Origin of the sequence: Colwellia psychrerythraea (assembly GCF_000764185.1) — a bacterium.
GTDB classification, from domain to species: domain Bacteria; phylum Pseudomonadota; class Gammaproteobacteria; order Enterobacterales; family Alteromonadaceae; genus Colwellia; species Colwellia psychrerythraea_B.
Genome location: NZ_JQEC01000002.1, coordinates 330,092 through 349,912 on the forward strand (window position 1 = coordinate 330,092; position 19,821 = coordinate 349,912).

Annotated in this window: 19 protein-coding genes and 2 pseudogenes; 12 read left to right on the top strand and 9 right to left on the bottom strand. The window is 37.4% G+C overall.

The annotated features are described in order from the left end of the window. Positions 1-52: 52 nt before the first annotated feature. Positions 53-955: a LysR family transcriptional regulator gene (locus tag GAB14E_RS20915; RefSeq protein ID WP_033080413.1), complete on the bottom strand. Its 903-nt coding sequence runs from the start codon at positions 953-955 to the stop codon at positions 53-55. A 140-nt stretch (positions 956-1,095) separates the two neighbouring features. Here GAB14E_RS20915 and GAB14E_RS20910 point away from each other — a divergent pair, with 140 nt between their 5' ends. From GAB14E_RS20910 to ribA, 5 genes are all read left to right on the top strand, one after another. Further along, positions 1,096-1,704 (top strand): FMN-dependent NADH-azoreductase, encoded by a 609-nt coding sequence (locus GAB14E_RS20910; RefSeq protein ID WP_033080414.1) that lies wholly within the window; start codon positions 1,096-1,098, stop codon positions 1,702-1,704. A gap of 183 nt (positions 1,705-1,887) precedes the next feature. After that, a complete protein-coding gene (locus tag GAB14E_RS20905) occupies positions 1,888-3,126 on the top strand; it encodes an FAD-dependent monooxygenase (RefSeq protein WP_033080415.1) in 1,239 nt (412 codons plus the stop codon). Between the two features lie 129 nt (positions 3,127-3,255). Next, a complete protein-coding gene (locus GAB14E_RS20900; protein ID WP_033080416.1) occupies positions 3,256-3,978 on the top strand; it encodes a pirin family protein in 723 nt (240 codons plus the stop codon). A 90-nt stretch (positions 3,979-4,068) separates the two neighbouring features. Next, entirely contained in the window at positions 4,069-4,992 is a 924-nt protein-coding gene (locus GAB14E_RS20895) for a glutathione S-transferase family protein (protein WP_052093400.1), read from the top strand. A 341-nt stretch (positions 4,993-5,333) separates the two neighbouring features. Then, positions 5,334-6,011 carry a GTP cyclohydrolase II gene (gene ribA / locus GAB14E_RS0122440; RefSeq protein WP_081967681.1) on the top strand — a complete coding sequence of 226 codons (678 nt, stop codon included), beginning with the start codon at positions 5,334-5,336 and terminating at the stop codon, positions 6,009-6,011. Between the two features lie 611 nt (positions 6,012-6,622). On the opposite strand, the gene GAB14E_RS20890 is transcribed toward ribA, so the two are convergent. Then, positions 6,623-7,807 (bottom strand): BaiN/RdsA family NAD(P)/FAD-dependent oxidoreductase, encoded by a 1,185-nt coding sequence (locus tag GAB14E_RS20890; protein WP_033080417.1) that lies wholly within the window; start codon positions 7,805-7,807, stop codon positions 6,623-6,625. Between the two features lie 328 nt (positions 7,808-8,135). On the opposite strand from GAB14E_RS20890, the gene GAB14E_RS20885 reads away from it, so the two are divergent. Next, entirely contained in the window at positions 8,136-9,665 is a 1,530-nt protein-coding gene (locus GAB14E_RS20885; protein ID WP_033080418.1) for a hypothetical protein, read from the top strand. 5 nt (positions 9,666-9,670) lie between these two features. After that, positions 9,671-10,000, top strand: coding sequence for a winged helix-turn-helix domain-containing protein (locus GAB14E_RS20880; RefSeq protein WP_052093401.1), 330 nt, complete (start codon positions 9,671-9,673; stop codon positions 9,998-10,000). Between the two features lie 113 nt (positions 10,001-10,113). Here the strand turns inward: GAB14E_RS20880 and ftnA are convergent, their stop codons facing one another. Together ftnA and GAB14E_RS20870 are read right to left on the bottom strand one after the other, a co-directional pair. Further along, positions 10,114-10,641 (bottom strand): non-heme ferritin, encoded by a 528-nt coding sequence (ftnA, locus tag GAB14E_RS20875; protein ID WP_033080419.1) that lies wholly within the window; start codon positions 10,639-10,641, stop codon positions 10,114-10,116. Between the two features lie 246 nt (positions 10,642-10,887). Further along, a pseudogene (locus tag GAB14E_RS20870) lies at positions 10,888-11,133 on the bottom strand (redoxin family protein); the annotation flags it as partial. A gap of 92 nt (positions 11,134-11,225) precedes the next feature. Between GAB14E_RS20870 and GAB14E_RS20865 the strand changes: the two are divergent. Next, positions 11,226-12,899, top strand: a complete 1,674-nt coding sequence (locus GAB14E_RS20865) for a recombinase family protein (protein ID WP_033080420.1) — start codon at positions 11,226-11,228, stop codon at positions 12,897-12,899. 42 nt (positions 12,900-12,941) lie between these two features. Here the strand turns inward: GAB14E_RS20865 and GAB14E_RS20860 are convergent, their stop codons facing one another. From GAB14E_RS20860 to GAB14E_RS20855, 3 genes are all read right to left on the bottom strand, one after another. After that, on the bottom strand, positions 12,942-13,157 hold the full coding sequence (locus GAB14E_RS20860) for a hypothetical protein (protein WP_033080421.1): 216 nt from the start codon (positions 13,155-13,157) through the stop codon (positions 12,942-12,944). Positions 13,158-13,497: 340 nt separating this feature from the next. Beyond that, positions 13,498-14,232: a hypothetical protein gene (locus GAB14E_RS23840; protein WP_052093402.1), complete on the bottom strand. Its 735-nt coding sequence runs from the start codon at positions 14,230-14,232 to the stop codon at positions 13,498-13,500. A 90-nt stretch (positions 14,233-14,322) separates the two neighbouring features. Further along, complete coding sequence (locus GAB14E_RS20855; RefSeq protein WP_033080422.1) at positions 14,323-14,883, bottom strand: recombinase family protein; 561 nt, start codon at positions 14,881-14,883, stop codon at positions 14,323-14,325. A 534-nt stretch (positions 14,884-15,417) separates the two neighbouring features. On the opposite strand from GAB14E_RS20855, the gene GAB14E_RS20850 reads away from it, so the two are divergent. The 4 genes from GAB14E_RS20850 (at position 15,418) to GAB14E_RS20840 (ending at position 17,475) form a co-directional block, all read left to right on the top strand. Continuing rightward, positions 15,418-15,606: a hypothetical protein gene (locus GAB14E_RS20850; protein WP_033080423.1), complete on the top strand. Its 189-nt coding sequence runs from the start codon at positions 15,418-15,420 to the stop codon at positions 15,604-15,606. After that, positions 15,599-15,754, top strand: coding sequence for a hypothetical protein (locus tag GAB14E_RS24680; RefSeq protein WP_156115637.1), 156 nt, complete (start codon positions 15,599-15,601; stop codon positions 15,752-15,754). Before GAB14E_RS20850 ends, GAB14E_RS24680 begins: the two co-directional genes overlap by 8 nt. Continuing rightward, positions 15,738-16,670 carry a hypothetical protein gene (locus GAB14E_RS20845; protein ID WP_033080424.1) on the top strand — a complete coding sequence of 311 codons (933 nt, stop codon included), beginning with the start codon at positions 15,738-15,740 and terminating at the stop codon, positions 16,668-16,670. The genes GAB14E_RS24680 and GAB14E_RS20845 overlap by 17 nt, the downstream gene beginning before the upstream one ends. Positions 16,671-16,848: 178 nt before the next feature. After that, entirely contained in the window at positions 16,849-17,475 is a 627-nt protein-coding gene (locus GAB14E_RS20840; RefSeq protein WP_033080425.1) for a hypothetical protein, read from the top strand. 954 nt (positions 17,476-18,429) lie between these two features. Here GAB14E_RS20840 and GAB14E_RS20835 read toward each other — a convergent pair. Together GAB14E_RS20835 and GAB14E_RS20830 are read right to left on the bottom strand one after the other, a co-directional pair. Then, positions 18,430-19,266: a hypothetical protein gene (locus GAB14E_RS20835; protein WP_033080426.1), complete on the bottom strand. Its 837-nt coding sequence runs from the start codon at positions 19,264-19,266 to the stop codon at positions 18,430-18,432. Between the two features lie 249 nt (positions 19,267-19,515). Beyond that, a pseudogene (locus GAB14E_RS20830) lies at positions 19,516-19,761 on the bottom strand (redoxin family protein); the annotation flags it as partial. Positions 19,762-19,821 lie beyond the last annotated feature (60 nt).

Here is a 19,821-nt window from a genome sequence, read left to right on the forward strand (position 1 = left end):
AATGTTAAGTACTACGCTAAAATTCACTTTAGCGTAGTACATCTTAAATATATTAAGACACTTGTTTTTTCTTTAAATATAGCGCGGTTAGTTCGATTAAGGTATCGACTAATTTATTGATGCCAGGACCAGTCTGTTCAGGATTTTTTAAAACTATGTAGCTTTGAACATAACGTGCTCCTCCATTTTTTAAAGAGATGGCCTTTAAAGAGCCATTTTCTATATGCTTATCAATTCGCGTCAGGGGTAACCAGGCAAAACCTAAACCTTGACTGACATGCTCGATCGCAATATGCATATGGTTCACAGACCAGCGTTTTTCAGCCCCTAACCAGCCCGCGTCTCTTCTTTCTCTACCGGAGTCCATGGTAACAATTTGTCTCTCTTTTATTAATTCATTTAGTAAAATACATTTGTCAGATTTATGTAATGAATGATTTGGATGGGCTACGGGTTGAAATTCAACATTAAGTAGAGGTTTACCTAAAAAACCAGGAGGGACATTATCCATAATAGCAATATCGACTGATCCATCTATGAGTAGATCTCTCGTACCGGATAATACCGTTTCACTGTATTCAATCCGAGTGCTGGGTGATATATCTGCTAGTCCAGTTAATGCTTCAGTTATAATGATAGTGGGAAATATCGCATCAACGACGATTTTTATTTTAGCCTCCCAGCCTTGTAATAAATTTGTGGCGGTTTGCTCTAATTCATTCGCTTCTTTCAAAAGTGTTTTTGAGCTACGAAATAATGCCGCCCCTTCCTCTGTTAACACCGCTTTTCTGCCCTTAATAACCAATACACGAACGCCTAACTGCTCTTGAAGCTTTTGTATACCATAAGTGATAGAGGATTGACTTTTAAATAATTTATTGGCTGCCTGAGCATAACTTCCTTCATTGATTACAGCGTGAAACATTTGCCATTGATCTAATGTTACTTTTGGCATATTTACTTTCCTTAATAAATAATACATCAAATTTACTGATTGTTATTATCAATAAAGATGACTTTTTTATGATTGTAACAAATGTAAACTGTTGTCATGAAGATTATTAACATTAAATTATTGTTACAAAGGAATATAAAATGAAAAAAGTACTAGTCATTAAAAGCTCTATTTTTTCTAATCAAGGTCAATCGTCTAAATTGGTAGATCATACTGTTAGTTCTTTAAAAAAGCGGTTTGGTGACATTGAACTGATAGAGCGAGACTTGTCTGTTATGCCTATTGAGCATTTAACAGCTCAAACAGTTACTGCGTTTATGGCTGAAGATAGTGCCGATTTGTCGATTGAGCAACAGCAAGAAGTAGAGTTATCAAATACGTTGATTAACGAACTTAAATCAGTTGATTATATTGTACTTGGGGTTCCTATGTACAATTTTACTATACCTTCAACACTCAAGTCTTGGATTGATTATGTATTGAGAGTGGGATTGACGTTCAATTATACAGACACTGGACCAGTTGGCATGGTGAATAATGTTAAACAGGTCACTATTGCGACAACGCGCGGCGGTCTTTACCAAGGGACACCAAAAGATACCCAAACAAATTACTTAATTGATACCTTGAATTTTATAGGTATCAACAACATAGATTTTGCTTACGCAGAAGAACTTGCCATGAAAGACGTGGATGAAATATTACGTCAATCCTTCAAGAGAATAGATAGCCTCATAGAGGTCGTTTAATGACCTGTAAATAACATTTGTGTAGCTTCGATAATCTCTGAAAAGTAAAACTCGATAGCAGTAATATCACAAAAAAGACCTGTAATGTTTAATTTATACTAACTTAGGCTGTTATATAGCAACCTAAGTTATATAGCAACTTACTGATTAATAAATAACTATAAAAGATATAAGTTGATTTACATGAAAATACTCATAATTGGAGCAGGCATAAGTGGCCTAACACTGGCACTGCGATTGCATAAAGTAGGTATCGATGTTGAAATATTTGAATCAGTAAAAAAGATTAAACCATTAGGCGCAGGCATTAACCTCTTACCACATGCTGTAAGAGAGTTAGCTGCAATAGATATTACGGATGATTTAATTAAGGGGGGAGTTGAAACGTCACATTACAATTTTTATACGCCGCAAGGGAGACAAATTCTATCTGATGTTAGAGGTCGCAATGCGGGTTATGATTGGCCTCAGCTGTCTATTCATCGTGGCTTAGTTCAGATGGTGTTACTTGACAAAGTAAAACAAGTGATTGGCGCGGATAAAATTCATTACTCACACCACCTAAAAAAATATGAACAAACTGCTTCTTTGGTAACAATACATTGTGGTGACAAAGATAGCGTAGATAACTTTAAATGTTATCAAGGTGATGCGATGATCGCCTGTGATGGAATTCATTCCGTTGTCCGAAAAAAAATGTATCCCCAAGGAGATGAATTAAAGTACTCGGGTATCACCATGTACCGTGGAATGACATATATGAAGCCATATCTCGATGGTAAAACCATGCTTTCATTCGGGCACTGGGATCTCAAATTAATCGTATACCCTATTGATACTAAATCAGAAAAACCTCTTGTTAACTGGGTTGCAGAAGTTCGTGGCAAGAAGATGATTGATAAGGCTGACTGGAACAAAGAGGCTAAGGCAGAAGACTTCATAGATGATTACAGTGATTGGGATATAGATTTCCTTGACCATAATGCGCTTTTTAAAAATGCTGAAAAAATCATGGAATTCCCAATGGTTGACCGTGATGCTCTACCTAGTTGGAGTGATAACCGTATTACCTTATTAGGAGATGCCGCGCATCCAATGTACCCCATTGGATCAAATGGGGCCTGCCAAGCCATTTTAGATGTAACTGCCATTGTTAAACATTTAGATATAAACAGAGATAATATTGCCAAAGCTTTTAAAGATTATGAGCAAGAAAGAATTCAGCCTACCTCGGCTGTTGTTGCTAGTAATCGTAATTTAGGGCCTGAATATATTTTAGAAATGGTTCGTCAAAAATGTGGAACAGATAATGACAATAAATGCACATGTGGGGATAAAGCACCGCAAGGGTATTGCATTAGTCAGGATGAACTTCGAGACTCCTTTGAATCGTATAAGGTGGTTTCTGGTTTTACAAAATAAAATGGACGACATTATAGGTCATAATGCGATTGATTTTAGTTACTTGTTGTATGCTACCAGAGAGCTTAGGGGTAGCTAACTAAATTTAATCTTTACAAATCTAGTTAGTTTCGAATCAATAAGGTCCATATGATTACACATTATCCATATAAAAAATTAGGCTCAGCTAATCATGGCTGGTTGAAGTCAAACCATCATTTTAGTTTCTCTAATTACTATAATCCACGACGTATGGGGTTTGGCGCCTTACGAGTTATTAATGATGATATCATTAAGCCAGGTAGTGGCTTTGGTGCCCATCCCCACAGTAATATGGAGATTATTACATACATACGTTCGGGTGAAATAACTCATCAGGACAGTGAGGGAAACAAAGGTGTTGTTAAAGCGGGCGAAATCCAGGTTATGAGCGCTGGAAGTGGTATTGTCCACTCTGAATATAATCACAGCCATGTCCCCCTCACTCTTTATCAGATATGGATAGAAACGAGTATTCCTGAGATAAAACCCCGTTGGGAAAGTAAAAAGTTCCCAACTAAAGCAGTTGATAATAAGTTGTTCTTACTTGTTTCAGGTTTTCCTGATGATAGAAAACACGCTGCATTTATTAATCAGGGGGTTAGAATTTTTGGTGGTCATTTACTTAAAGGAACTGATATTGAGCATGTAATAACTAATCAGGCTTACATTTTGGCATCAAATGGAGAATTTGAAATTAAATCGATGACTCCAAAACATAGCATTGTTATGGCTAAAGGTGATGGCGCAGAAGTGGTTAAAAGCGGGGTTATCACGTTAACAGCATTATCAGATTGTGAGATTGTATTAATAGATGTGCCAAAAAACTTTTGATCACACACACTAAGCCATTGATTAGTCTAACATAGTTAAAAGTATGATTTAGGTTAAATACTTATTTTACAGGATTAAATGCATTAAAAAATGAATAAAGCTAAAAGTGAACAAGGGGACTTTCGTCGTGATGTCAGTGTATTTAGAAACTGGATTACAGCAGACGGTTCAGCTGGACCCACCGGAGTATCTGGATTTAAGGCCGAAAAATATAGATATCATCTTTATGTTTCACTGGCTTGTCCTTGGGCACACAGAACATTAATTTTTAGGGTATTAAAACAACTTGAAGATTATATTGATATCACAGTTGTCGACTATTTGCTGCTAAAAAAAGGCTGGCAAATGACTGACTCACTTTATGGCTTTAACTATTTGAGTGAGTTATATTCTAAATCAGACTCTAATTATCAAGGACGCTATACGGTACCAATACTTTGGGATAAACAGACGCAGAAAATCGTCAGTAATGAGTCAGCAGATATTATTCGAATGTTTAACACCGCCTTTAATCAACTGACTAATAATCTAGATGATTATTACCCTAAGCATTTACAATGTGAAATAAATAAAATCAATACTAGGGTATACAAAGACATTAACGATGGTGTTTATCGTTCAGGGTTTGCAACCACACAAAAAGCGTATGAAAGTGCCACTCTATATTTATTTGATGCTCTCAGTTGGGTTGAAACTATTTTATCTGAACGTAGGTATCTAACAGGAAACACGATAACCGAAGCTGACTGGCGTTTATTTGCGACCTTAATCCGATTTGATGCGGTTTATCATTATCATTTTAAATGTAATAAACAAAAATTAGCAGATTATCCGGCCATCATTGATTACGTACGCGAGCTTTACCAAGTTAAAGGTGTTGCGGAAACTGTCGATATGAAACATATAAAAAACCATTACTATATGAGCCATTTAGATATAAATCCAACGGGCATAGTACCTCTTGGGCCTGAACTAAATTTTATGCAGCCATATGGTCGAACATTAACAATGTAAGTGGTACTCGTCACCCAATACATTAATTGATGATCTGGACGAGTAATAAAAAGTAGGAATGCTCAGTCTTGCTTATAACCTACCCTATAGATTATACGGGCAATAATTGAATAAATTTTGTGTCATTCTTGATAAACGATAAAATTTAAAGTTAAATACTTATGGCTAGGCATCTATTTGATGACACTTGTTGCCATGATATCACTGAGGTGCTTGGTCAGCCATTTCATTTATGTAACCTGAACTTTAGTTAGTTTTAGCTGTTGAAATTCGTCGAGGTGTAATCAGTTAAGGGTGAGATGGACTTGGAAGGCCACTTATTTAACCCCGCAGGAGCCAAAATGGCAAAAGTTCGTAATAAAGTAATGATTCCCATTGGCAAAAATGATCTTCATCAAGCTGAATTTGTAAGCTTTACAGATTTAAAAGATGATAAAGAGCATGTTGCACTGTTATTTAATAATGTCCTCGATAAGCATGAAGTACCTTTAGTTAGAGTACACTCTGAGTGCTTAACAGGTGATATATTTCATTCAGCGCGTTGTGATTGTGGTAAACAATTGGATGAAGCTGTTGAAACAATGGCTAAAACTGGTGGTATTATTCTGTACTTACGTCAAGAAGGTCGTGGTATTGGTTTATACAATAAACTTGATGCATATCGTCTACAAAACTCTGGTATGGACACATTTGAAGCTAATAAAGCATTAGGCTTTGCTCATGATTTACGTGATTTTACCGTTGCAACTCAAATACTTACAACTCTTGGTATTAAAGAAATTGACTTACTGACAAATAACCCCGAAAAAGTAGCTTCGTTAACTCAGGCCGGAATTATAGTGAGGCAAGCAGTAGCAACAGGTATTTTCTCTAATAAGCACAATAATGACTATTTAGCCGCTAAAGTTTCTGTAGCCAAACATACCATTGCGCTAGAGGGTGACAGTGTTGGTGACGGCAAAGAGAATAAGAAAACTACAAAGGTTATCGATGATAAATCAAAAAAGTTGGCGAGTTAAATCTCGCTATTTTTCACTCTAAGCACCTACCTATAAGCTCTTTAACTTATCTATTAAGTACAAAGGGTTAGTGTTTATCAAAATGGAAGGCGAAGTAAGTTATTGTAATTGAGAACAAAAGATCTATACCAAAAGCGTTTTCTAAAGGAGAAAAGATCACTCAATTCACAGGAACTAATGAAGGTAATAAAGGCTTCTTTCCAACATAGCTTTTTGGAGTTATATGAATTAGTAAAACAATTACTAATTCATAACTGAAAATCATTATTGATATACATGTAATAAAAAGTCCTATTTTGACATGTAGTTACATCCGTACAAAGTGAAATTGAGATAACATAATATTCAACACATTCAAAAACCTTTATTCTTCAAGTCAACTGCACCACGTCACAACATCAACTGTAAAATTAGAAGTAAATAGAAAAATTGACGAGTCAATAAAAGAAGCCGTTGATGCTTTAACCAAATTTCAAAGAACTGCTCAAATCCTTAATTCTCTACACTCTGCGGACTTGCAACCATTATTCAAAAAAATAGAAGAGAATGATGTCAATGTTATTGCAAAACAAAGGTTCAATAAATATTTAGTTTAATGCAATTCTGACAAATTAAACCGCCTGTCCACATGCATAACCGCTGGCCCAACAAAACTGAAAGTTGTACCCTCCCAACCAACCAGTGACATCAATAACTTCACCAATAAAGAACAGTCCAGGCTGTTTCTTGCTTTCAAAAGATTTGCTGGATAACTCATCAGTATCTACGCCACCTAAAGTCACTTCTGCAGTACGATAACCCTCAGTACCGTTTGGTTTGATCTGCCAAGCATGTAAGTATTCACTTAACTGCTTTATCTCTAAGTGATTGAGTTGTTTTATTGGTTTATCAACGATGACACCATCTTTGACTAATACCTCAACAAAGCGTTTAGGTAATAAAGTCGCCATCAGATTTTTAACCGACTTTTGCCCTTGTTCACTTTGCCACTGAGTTAGGGTTTCATTAAGATTTACTTCCGGCAACAAGTTGATAGTTACCGACTGGCCTGCGCGCCAAAAAGATGATATTTGTAATATCGCTGGCCCAGATAAACCACGGTGAGTAAATAAAATATTTTCTTTAAAACACGTGCCGTCTTCGCTGGTTACTTCAGCCAACAGGCTGATACCTGATAAACCATCGAAACGTTGTTTGTCGTGATCATGTAAAGTAAAAGGTACTAGTGCGGCTAAGGTCTCTAGTACATTTAAATCAAATTGTTCGGCAATTTTATAACCAATAGGTGTTGCGCCTAATTTAGGCATAGTTAAACCGCCTGAAGCGACCACTAGCGATTTACATTGGTAACTTTTATCGGTAGTAGTAACTAGGTAACCCTGGCTATTTTGAGTAACCGACAATACCTCAGTGCGCAAATTGACTTGTACTCCAGCCCATTCACATTCGGTCATCAAAATATCAACCAGATCTTGAGCACTATCATCACAAAATAATTGGCCAAGGGTTTTATGGTGGTATTGCAAACCATGCCTGTCGACTAAATCAATAAAGTCTTGCGCGCCATAACGGCTTAGCGCTGATTTTACAAAATGTGGATTTTGACAAAGGTAATTTTCAGGACTTGCACCTTCATTGGTGAAATTGGCACGGCCACCACCGCTGATTAATACTTTTCGTGCCGGCTTTTTCCCCATATCAACCACAACAACACTTTTACCGCGATAGCCTGCTTGTGCAGCGCACATTAAACCCGCCGCGCCGGCACCAATTATTAATACATCTGTTGTGATCACTGTTACACCTTAAGAAGAAAACCCGAAAATTTCGCCGTTATTATAATCTGTATGCAAATAGGTCGTATACAAAAACTTACCTTACCGTTTTTGCTGTGGTTATTTTAATCTGTTTATTTACGGAAGACACCTCTTACACATTTGCTCACCTTCGTTGAATTAGCCACAAAAAAACACAGGTAAATTACTCTATTGTGCAAGAAAATCTCACGCAAAATAAAGAAATGCAAAGATTGTGTAAAGATAGGAACTCTTACTCAAAGTGTCTATCTATTGCTGCATAACATTCGCCAACAAATTGTTGCAACTTTACCTTACGGAAAAACAAATGACGACACTTCAAATTTTACAAACATTAAAAAGCTGCCTAGCTGCCAGCATATTATTATTTATTTTGCTCGGTTGTAATTCTAGTGACGATGGTAGCGGTTCAGGTTACGTTAAACTTTATAACTTATCTAAAGACTCCCCGAGTATTTATTTAACAGTAGATGAAAATCTTACTGAAGATAACGATGATGATGACCATTTTGAGCAAACATACTCAGGCATTGCTTATGGTAATGCCAATAGTAATATCAGCTTAACTAGCAAAAACTACTATTACTATCAGCTTGCTTGGCAAGATGACGACAGCTTAGCGACTGATGATCTGGCTGTCATTTATGAAGATACTCTCGCCTTGGCTGAAGATACTATTCATATGATTGTGCTTAGCGATAGTATTTTATCGCCACAAGTTACTGTGCACAGTTTCCCGGTAATTGATGATGAAGATGATACTAGTAACGACCTTTTTAATATCAGAGTATTAAATATGCATGAAAATCAACAAGCCGTAGACTTTTATCTGTCTAAAGAAAATGAAAGCTTTAATGAAGCGATTTTAGTTGGCCAATTTGAATATCAGCAATTGTCAGACAATCAAAAGCTTGACCAAGATGATTATATTTTTTATATCACTATTGCCGGTAGTAATGAGGTGTTATTTAGATCAAACAGTATTCCTTTTGCCTATAGTTCACAAAATATTATGGTAGTAAAAGAGAATACCGGTGCGGGCTCCTCACCTTATGTGTTAGATAAAATGTCTGACTCAACAGTAATTGAATATGTAGACGCTGAAGCTGAAGCACAATTTAGGGCTTATAATGCGGTAGCTAATCATGAGCAATTAAATAACTACCAAGAAGCCTTCGCTTTGCACATTAACGGCGTTGGTGAAAGCCCTGCCATCACCTTTTTACCCTATGGAGAAATTAGTAACTCGCTAATATTGGCCAGTGGTGACTACAGCCTTGATCTCACCAATACTGAGGATAATACCGCACTATTAAGTAACCATTTATTATCTTTAGTTGAAAATACCAACAAAACCCTATTTTTCTATGCCGAGCAAGAATATGTCGATAGCGATAACGACGGTAATATTGATGAAAATGGTGATGGTATCATTGATGAAATTGACGTTAATTTATTTTCCTTGATGGTTGAAAATAGCTTACTGACCAGCATTTACGAGCATGAAATTGAAATAGTTAATTTAATTCAATCTGATGATTTTATTCAAGTAAAAGTGTATTTCGTTAGGCAAGACGAAACCATTAATTCTGCTATGTATTACAGTGACATTAGTTACAAAAACACCAGTTCACTGTTGTTAAAAAATAATAGCTATCAAGTTTTTGTCGTCGCTCAAGATAATGGCAGCTCGATCATATTAAACACCTTTGAATTAGTCCTTGATGAGCAATCAAGTGAACAATTCTTAGTACTCGAAAGCAGTAATACTTCAGCTACTGGCTATAAAACAACAATGTTTAACCAAACACCTCAGCAAGAAGAAGTATCCGAGTAAACAGTATGAGCACTCAAACAAGCCACTTACCCTTAGACAAATTATTAGTCACACAAGTAGAGTTAAATTTTTTAACTCGATCTGTACTATTTTTAGGGCAGCCCGTGGTCACAACAGGGTTAGAATTTAACCTACTGACTGTTCTAATGAATGATGCCGGCTCGTTAATTTCAAGAAAAGATATTGCCGAACGAATTTTTCAGCGTCAGCTTGCCAGTTGCGATAAAAGCATTAACAGTCATATGGCAAACTTAAGAAAGAAGTTACTGGTGATATCAAAACGTTCGGTTATTCAAACAGTGAAGGGGCGAGGTTATATATTTTTAAAGTATTAACTGACCGAGTGAATTAAATTGCTAAGCTGCAAGCAAAAAAACGCTCAAAGGTGTAAGACACTTTTGAGCGTTTTTTAGATCCGTAGCTGTTGCTAAGCGCTATAATTCAGCGCTTATGCGTTAGCTTCCGTCATTATGCTAGTACTGCCATTTTTGGCAAGTTCAGCTAAATCTTTGTCAACGAAGAATAACGCATGACCATCGTTACCTACTAGTTTGATTTTATCTAAAATACCTTTGAATAAAGTCTCTTCTTCATGTTGCTCAGCCACATACCACTGTAAGAAGTTAAAAGTCGAATAGTCTTGATTAGTGAAGGCTTCATGAGCAAGTGAGTTGATACGCTCAGTGATTAAACATTCATGATCATAAGTCATTTCAAACAACTGACCTAAAGTTTCAAACTGGTGTGGCGGCGCATCAATAGCGCCAATAATAGGTAAAGCACCCGTTTCACTTACGTAAGTAAATAAACGATTCATGTGCTGAATTTCTTCATTGGCATGTTTACGTAAAAATTCTGCCGCGCCAGCAAAACCCTTTTCTTCACACCAAGCACTCATTTGTAAATACAGGTTTGAAGAGTAAAACTCTAAATTAAGTTGTAGGTTTAATTTCTTTACCATTTCAGCTTTTAACATAATTTTGCCTTGAAGATTCTAATTGGGTGAATTCTGCCCTTTTATCCGTGTCGATTCAAGCAATAATTTGTATACTTTAAACTTTACATGTATAAAAACGCCTTATTAACCAACTAGTTAATAAGGTTAATCATTCTTAGTTGTATTCTTGTGTTGATTGCTTTTAGTATCAGTTTGATTAAACACTGATAGCTAATTAACATTCAAATTCAGCATTGTTAAGCAAAACTATAGCGGATAAATAAACTACAGCTGCCCAATAATAACTTCAGCTTTACTGACCTCAAACGATTTTGCTTGTTCTACATTTAAGCTAGTCACTTCACCATTATCAATAATCATAGCGTAACGCTGTGAGCGCACGCCACCAAAACCAGCTGTGTCCATGCTTAAACCTAATGCTTTTGTGTAACTACCATCACCATCAGCTAACATCATAATATTTTCAGCGTTTTGCGACTCACCCCAAGCATTCATGACAATGGCATCGTCCTTACAACTCATAACATCTCACTACATCACACTACAACACTGAGTTGGTACTGGGCTTACACTACAGCCATCAATCACACAGGTATTACATTATGTTCACAGCATACGCTTACAATCGAGTATCAACCTCTATCCAAGACAGTGACGGTAAGAGTGGCTTAATACGCCAGCTCAAAGCTATTAATGATTTCTTAGGCTCACACAATGACTATACGCTATCAGATAAAGTCTACACAGATAAAGCCTCAGGTTATCACGGTATGAATATAAAAGATGATGCTGGACTAGGTAGCTTCTTAGCAGATTGTGAAAGTGGCTTGGTAAAAGCTGGTGATATGCTTTGTGTACATGCTATAGACAGGCTTAGTCGGTTACCACCAGATGATGCTAGAGCCTTATTTCAACGTATATTAGGTTATGGCGTTAAAGTTGCCATTGTTAGATGGGGCATTATCATCGATAAGACTGCCAACAAACTAGACCTAGCTGGTGACTTACTTCTTACGGTTGGTTTTCATTTAGCTTATATGGAATCTGAGCAGAAAAGTAAGTTAATCTCGTTTGCCAAACAAGCTAATGTAGCTAAAGCTCGTGATACTGGAAAGATTTTGTTTAGTGGTAAAAGTGTTCCAAGATGGTTGAGCTTGAATGCTGATAAAACCGAGTTCTCCATTAAGCCAGTTGAGTCTGCTTTGATTGAAAGAATCTTCAATATGAAGCTTAGCGGTATGGGTAGCAATAAGATAATGACAAAATTACATGATGAGAATAATCTTTCGTTTGGTGGGCTTGCTTTACGTAACGACTCTATCACTAGGTTGTTGAAGAATCGTAGACTTATAGGTGAGTGGCAACCACAAAACCGAGCTGTTATTGATGGTAAACGTGTTGAAACCGATAATGGTGAGCCAATACAGAATTACTTTCCTATGGTAATCAGTGAAAAGCTATTCAATGCTGTTCAAGCTTCATTTGACCAATCTGCTAGAGGTAAAGCTTCTCGCCAGTTTAACAATGTATTTGCATCGTTGATGAAGTGCAGTAAATGTGGTCATGCTGTTACTCGTAAGCATAGTTACCTGAAAAAGAAAGTCTACCGTACCTACTACTCATGTACTGGTAATACACATCGAAAGTGTTGTGATAGGAAAAGTCAGCACATGCAACCGATACAGGATGCAATTATTCAGGCTTTAACCGTACTTGATTACTCACAACTGAGTATTGAAGATACTGGCAACAGTAACGCTGTAGAACGCGCATCTGTTGAATACAAAATAAATGAGCTAACCAAGTCTATTAGTAACTATGAAACTGCTATTGGTAGCATTGAGAATCCTGATGATATTGGTGGTTTACTCCAACTCAGGAATGATAAACGTCAAGAGCTGTCAGAAGCTAATACAGAGCTTACCAAGTTGAATAACGCTATCACTGGCAGTAGCGTTGATGTATTGAAAGAAGTTGGTTCTATCGACTTAGGCTGTGAAGAATCACGTATCAAGTTAAATCATTTATTCAAACAGCACTTACAGAAAATTGTTCTATATAAAACAGGGATTATATCTATCTACTTTAAAGTTAGTTACAAAGAGATAAAGCGTATCACTGTTCTACCGAATCCAGTTGAACCAAGTAACCCAACAATAACTTATGTCAATGAAGAAATTCTTAATGCTATCAGAGAATCTTTACCTAATACTAAAGAGGGTTTACTTGATTTTCTTGATAAGTTACAAAGTAGAAATCTAGAAAAACTTAAATAAATAATAGGGGCTTCATGCCCCTTCGGTGATTACATCGTGTGATTAATCATTGATGTTATCAGGTTTATTGGTGTTTGGTTTGTTCCTAGCATACTCCACACCATTACGTTTGTAGACAGCTGTGTCTGGGTGCATATCCTTCTTCACCTCCTTAATAAACTTAGCCCTACTAACTACCCCACGACCTTTGATAGTGTAACCATCATTACCACCACCATCTCCGCCACCATTACCATTTATACTTGAACCCTTAGCCATATTATCTACCTCAGTAAGTTATTGTTATGCGTCCAGTTTCGATTCCGTTAACGCAAGAACATTATAACATCGACAGAGTAAAAAATGAACGATTTTATACTGTATAAACACTGTATACACCACCTACAAGAGCATATATAATACGTGCTCCCGAATTAGGCTTCCCCTAAAGTTTAGAGCTGGTTTGTCGCTGGCGCGGAAGATAACTACAGGAAAGATAATAGGAGCTGTTAAGACAGGTGTTAGGTAGGCGATAATCAATCTTTTGAGTTTTTCGTTAGGATTCGGAGATAACACTAATCACTATAAGCCAGCTATGAGCCAGCTATGAGCCAACACATTAGAGATGGTCACTATACCAATAACCCATACTAGAAAAATAGATTCTAGCAAGTGATATCAGGCTCTCTTCAGACAAGGCAGGAGTTGATGACCTGAAACAAACAAAGCCACTTGCAGCCCTTCCTTCAATAACTTTAAAGTCAGGGAGGTAAATCCAGCCTTTAACCTCGGTTGATGATATAAGACTATCCTCAAGACAGCCGCCAATCCCTATCTCCCAACCGTCTTTAATCTTATACCCAATACTTATACCATTAGATGCATCATCATCATAATCATCTCCCTGCTCAAAAAATACATTATCGTTTTTCATAACAAGCAAGCTATCTGTACTCTTTAAAAAGTACCATGCGATATCAATATAATAATTGCATTTTTCAGTTGCAGGCGGGGTGACATCCCCATGCTCCAGAATATTCCTTAAATCAAATAGAGCTTTGAGAAATGCAGGTCTAACCAACCCGTAATCTTGAAACTTTTCTAGTTGTTGCTTTTTCTTTCTGAGGTTAGGAAGCTCATTTATGCTGTACTCTTTTGATATAGCTTTTAATCGACTATTTATGGCTCTTTTCAGCGAGGTTATACAATCAACTTTGTCAAACTCAGTCGGATTGTTATTAAGCCTTTCTTTGGCATGACGCCATATATCATGACTTCTTTTTAACTTTTCAAAGTCAACACCAGTTGAATCATAACCACTATCCCAGCTTAAAAATTCGTTACTGATATACATATAAAGACCAAATATAATTCATTAAAAACAAAGAATAACACAATTATGAACTCTAACTAATAGGATTAAATCACTTGACCCATACTTGAGTTATTTAGCTTTCATACGGTAATACTGCGCTTTTGATAAACCTGCTGTCTTAAGCGCATCAGTCACTGATAAGCCATTACTAGCTATTAGCTCATTTATTTTGTTGAACTTATCAACTGTTACTTGTGATGTTTGCTTGCCTTTAAATTTACCTTCTTCTTGAGCACGAGCTATACCAATCTTTTGTTTCTCTAACATCTCAGTACGTTGCATCTCAGCAATACTAGCCATAGTGGTTAATACCATCTTACCTGTAGAGCTAGTGATGTCTACGCCACCTAGGGTATGGATAATTACCTTAACGCCCTGCTCTTGTAACTTCTCTACCAGTGTTAATACATCAACAGTGTTACGTCCTAAACGAGATACATCATAAGCAATTACAGTATCATTCTTTCTAACTTTACCAAGTAGCTCTTGTAATGCAGGTCTATCCAAATCTTTACCAGAGAATTTATCCTCAAACACTTGGTCGTGGTCAGCGTACTCTTTAACTAATACCTGTGTTTGTTGTTCAACGTTCTGTTCTAGTGTGCTAACTCGTGAGTAGATAAATTTCATTCTGGCCTGTCTTGTCTCTTTTAAGTGGGTCTAAGTATACTAGTCTCTTTTAGGTTGGTCAACGACTATATGAGACTAATTACTACCAAGTATTGATTGTCTCTTTCAGGGGTGCTTATAAGAGACTGTTATTTGATACGGGTAGTTTCTCACAGACTGCTCAAGCTCGGAGTAGATATCTCAAGAGTTAATGTACTGAACTGTAATACATAAGCAGTAAGTGGTAATAGTTAGAATCACATTGTCACTACCACACATTGAAGTGCAATACTAATAACTAAATGATATATATCTTGATATTTATGCCATATTGTGGTATAATGTCGGTCTTATTAAATAGAGTTATATCTGGTGATTTTACCAGTGTAACTACCAAGCCTGTAGATGTTCACCACACGTGAGCTATGGAACTACAGCATTAACTTAAACCGTTAACAGTAGTCAGATTTACTCTTAGGAGATGTCGATTAGCTGAACGGTTTTATTGTGCCTGTCGTTTAGCTGGCGCAGTTACCAACTAGGAGAATTATTGTAATGAGTATCGAGAAAGAAATGGCTGTAGCTATGGCGCAGCGTGGCGTTAGTAAAGTTAACATCGCCAGAGTTATCGGAAAGAGCAGGCAAGCTATCACAGCATGGGTTAAAGACATTGATGTGGACTTAAACCTAATCAAGACTATGGCACTACAAGCGGTAGCAGTAGAGGGTAGCACCAATGACTAACGAACAAACATACCTATACGGCAAAGCCAATGCCAAACAGTTAGCAAGAGAGGCAGGCGTTAGTGTTGATGTGTTTCTACGGCTATTAGAGCTATCAATGCTAGAGGAAATACATAGTCGAGGTGCTAGCAATGGCAGCAAAACGTAAGCGGTGCAGTAAGTGCACTGTACGTTATTACCCTAAACCATACCAACGTGTTTGCAATAAATGCCAGTGTTATAGATTTTGGTTAACCAGTATTGGTATCAGGTTGACAGGGCATTTAAAACGTATCCGTTACCGTGGGCAGTTAGAGCAGACCAACATCATAGAAGCTATTGAGTTACTTAGACTACACACCAGAATGACAGGGTATACAGTTAAAGAAGTATCAGTTAAAAGTGATACACCAGTATATGAGACTACAGCTAATCTCGAATTAGATTTAAGTCATTTATACCCAGTGAGCGAGGGTGGTTTGTTGGTAGCTGATAATCTTGTAATAGCACCTAGAACCATTAATCGCCAGATGTCTAACAAGACCTACCCTATTGGATTGTATGACACTACAGGTGGCTTGGTTAGTTGGGATGACATCAAGCAGTGGGTTGAAGTTAATAACGACCTGAACGCCATTATGAGGCAGTACAACCTAACACCTAAGTCTGAGCCTAAGTCAGAGTTTAGTGGTGAGAAGTGGACGTTTAATGAGGTTCTGATTAACCAATCTGACAGACTTAAACTGAAAGTTGAGCAACTTGGTTTTGGTGGCTGGTATGACTTATTAGAGGGTAAACTGAGAATCATCACTGATGAAGAGATAGCGCAGCGTAGCTTGATTGAAGTGGTCACACTAGAGCTTGAAGATGAATACCCATTGCTATCGAGTACCAGTATTAAGCAGGTGATTCTAACTGTTAATGCTGACCGAGATCGAGCAGCTATTGAGTTAAATGAACTAATGAGTATTCGTTACCCAAGCACACAGGACTGTGGGTGTATGAGCTTAGATTTTCCATTCTGTGCTGGGTATTGTGAACCCTACCAAGTGAGTGAGTATATTGATTTAGGTGTACCATTTTAGAGTTGGGAAGAGTCCAGTTTTGTCCCATAGGAAATCGCTCTACAAGTGTTTAACCATACGGCTTTACATAGATAAATAACAATAACTTTATGGTTACCTATAGAGGGTGTTCTGAAAGTTTTACTACAGTTTTAAAATGGGTCAATTTACCCACTTAATTTACGGAGAATATTAGATAATGAACAACATAATTATACATAGAAACGCCAGCGGTGTTACTACCCAAATCACACCAGATAACGAGGTAGTTAAAGTTAATAGTGACGGTGTAACAACTGGAACAATACAGCCGTACGGTTTAGGCAAGCAAGTTGATTTACGCAGTTTAGGTCTACGACAGATGTCTGCTAAGTCTTATAGAAACTTTTATGATATGGCAGGCGGTGTCTTAAATAAGATTTACACACTGGTGAACACTGACTGTAGTGCCGAGGCTTTAACTAGTTTACTGTGGTTAGGAGCTGCGCCCGAGGTAGTAGCAGAATGTTACGCATTCCATAGTAACAGGCAATACACACAGGGTGCTGTCTATGGCTTTAATAGTCCATCATGTTATTACACGTTAGCAGGCGCACCATTCACCAAGAGTCAGGTTATTCACATACTAGATTGTATTGAGAGTGGGCGTGAGTATGAACACCTATTCCATGAAAACTTGACTAGAGGTGTAATCAATAACTTTGTAAGTATGGTAGAGAAACATAGTGGATTTAGACCACTGAGTCATCTACTTAATTGGAGTCCAGCAGGTTACGTTATGCCTATGCCGACATACGATGAAGCTTTCCCACAAGCAGTAGCTTAGATAATGAATAGGAGTTAACACCAGATGAAACCAATGACTGACTATTGGCGCGGAGTATTGATAGAGCACTTACAATCCCTAGAGGATGAGCAGTGGCGTACCATAAAGCTACTGGATGACGGTACGTAATAAGCTATCAAGTTATGGGGTATGGGTGTGCAATGCGCCCTACCCGTGACACACAATATAAGTAACCACTAACATTAACCACCATTAACCATTGTTCGCTTATTGTTCCGCCACAAGCAGTACAGAATAAATCATCAACAACATCAACGACTTAAAGATGGTCACTATAGTTAACTTATTTTATTCCAAACCCATGATTGAGACAGGAAGTGGGGAGGCAAACCAGTGTTGGAGTATGGGAAAATAAGCTTTTGTGATTTCAGTCTGGGGTATATTTGAGAATTGTATTATTACTAAGTTTTACCACGCCTGCTCTATAATCACAAACCGCTATATAATGGGGTCTGTAGCTAGGTTTACACCAAAAACGGACACTTCAACAACCCATTTAACGCGCTTTCAATTATGCATGGGATAACCATTGGATAGTCGATTAGTACAGACAGTCCCCCGTCACTATTCCAGTGATATAATTAGATAAATTACTGCACACACAGTGCTGCCCTAGGCTCTAAACCCTTTTATTATCAGTTAGTTATATCACTTATCATCTAAGGCATTATCGTTCAACATAGGGGCTGGTAGTGCGCCTTACCGTGGGTGTGTAGGCGTTGGTAGGGCTGGTTATTGGTGGTTGTGGGGATAGTACAATATGCGTTGAGTTATAAGCGGTTATACATACAGAGGTGTAATGGGCAGACAACCTGAAAAGGGTTGATTTTACACGAGTATTAACAGCAATACGTAGTTTGATATCTGTTAGCTGAACTATATCCATAACGACAAGAGGCTGTATAGCAGCCCCTTCGTTGAGTCCAGTTAAGGTTATTTAGCAGTTAGGTATCCGTTAACCATTGCAAGGTCAAAGTATTCAGTTATTGCGGTATACAAATGATGTGCATAGTCTTCTGTTAGGTTTGTAGCCATAGGCATATTCTCAAACCAATCAATACCGAAGCCGTATGTAACGTTATCTATTACACAGTGTGAATCAGCTATGTTTTGTGCAGATATCTCACAAGTTGTATCAATACCAAATATATCTCTTACGTTAAAAGATGTAGTGTCAGAATCAGCATAATAGTATGCACGTAGCTCTATTGAACCCATATATGTTGATGAATGGTGAGAGAATGTATAGTTACCGTTGCTGTAACTGGTGGCATCTGCTCTAGCAAACAAATTACCGTTATCTAAATACACTGCCTTACGAGCAAAAGATGACAGGATGCCCGGAGTATGCTCTTTATGTTCAATAACTACATTACCAATCATTTTAGGGGTAATCTCAATAGCATCCCAGATGGTTTCAGGCGGTACAAAGTACACTGTAGTGCCTAAGCATGTATTGACGATATCTATATGAACAGTGTATTCATCGACATGACTTAAAGTAGGTACTATAAAACAACCACCTTCAATCGGTTCAACGATAACTTCAATTGGGTCAAGATATACATCACAATCAGTTGTACATTCAACTGGTGGTATTGGCTCAATAACTGGTGGTACAACTGGCTCAATAGGGTCTGCTACTGGCGGTTCTGGTGATGGCTCTACAATAGGTGGTAATGGCTCGGGTGTCACGGGGGCAGAATCATCAGATGAGCTACCACAAGCAGTTAAGGTCAATACTAAGACCATAGTTAACAGATATTTCATTACTTATTTCCTATTTAAAATTACATTTGCTTATGTGTGTAATTTTACAGAATTATAATAATGAACACTTTGCATACAGCGACTTTTAGTGTGCAATTTACGCCAAGTTTCCCTTTATTTTGTTTAATCTACGAAAAGGTAATTAGATAGTGGGGTGGTGATGAAATTAGTAGACGTAAACAGACCATTTACTTTTGGAGTGCATGAAGAGGAAGTGATGAAAGATAGGTTGAGTTATAAGCTTACTTACATTACAAAAGCATCATTTACTGAAAGACAAATAATAGCATCTACACCTTTACTCTTAAGTTCATCTGCTAAGGCGACATAACCAGGTAAATGCGCCGCAGAGCATGTTGGTGTAAAGGCGCCGGGAACAGCAAATAACACAACTTTTTTATTAGCAAAAAGTTGTGCGGTATTATGCGTGGTCATTTCGCCATTTTTTAATTCTTGTAATTCGCCTACGGGCATTAAACTATTTATTTTGATCATGAGAATACCTTTGTTTGTTAATTGCAGTAAGTTTTCGAGTAACTTAACCTGATAAATGTT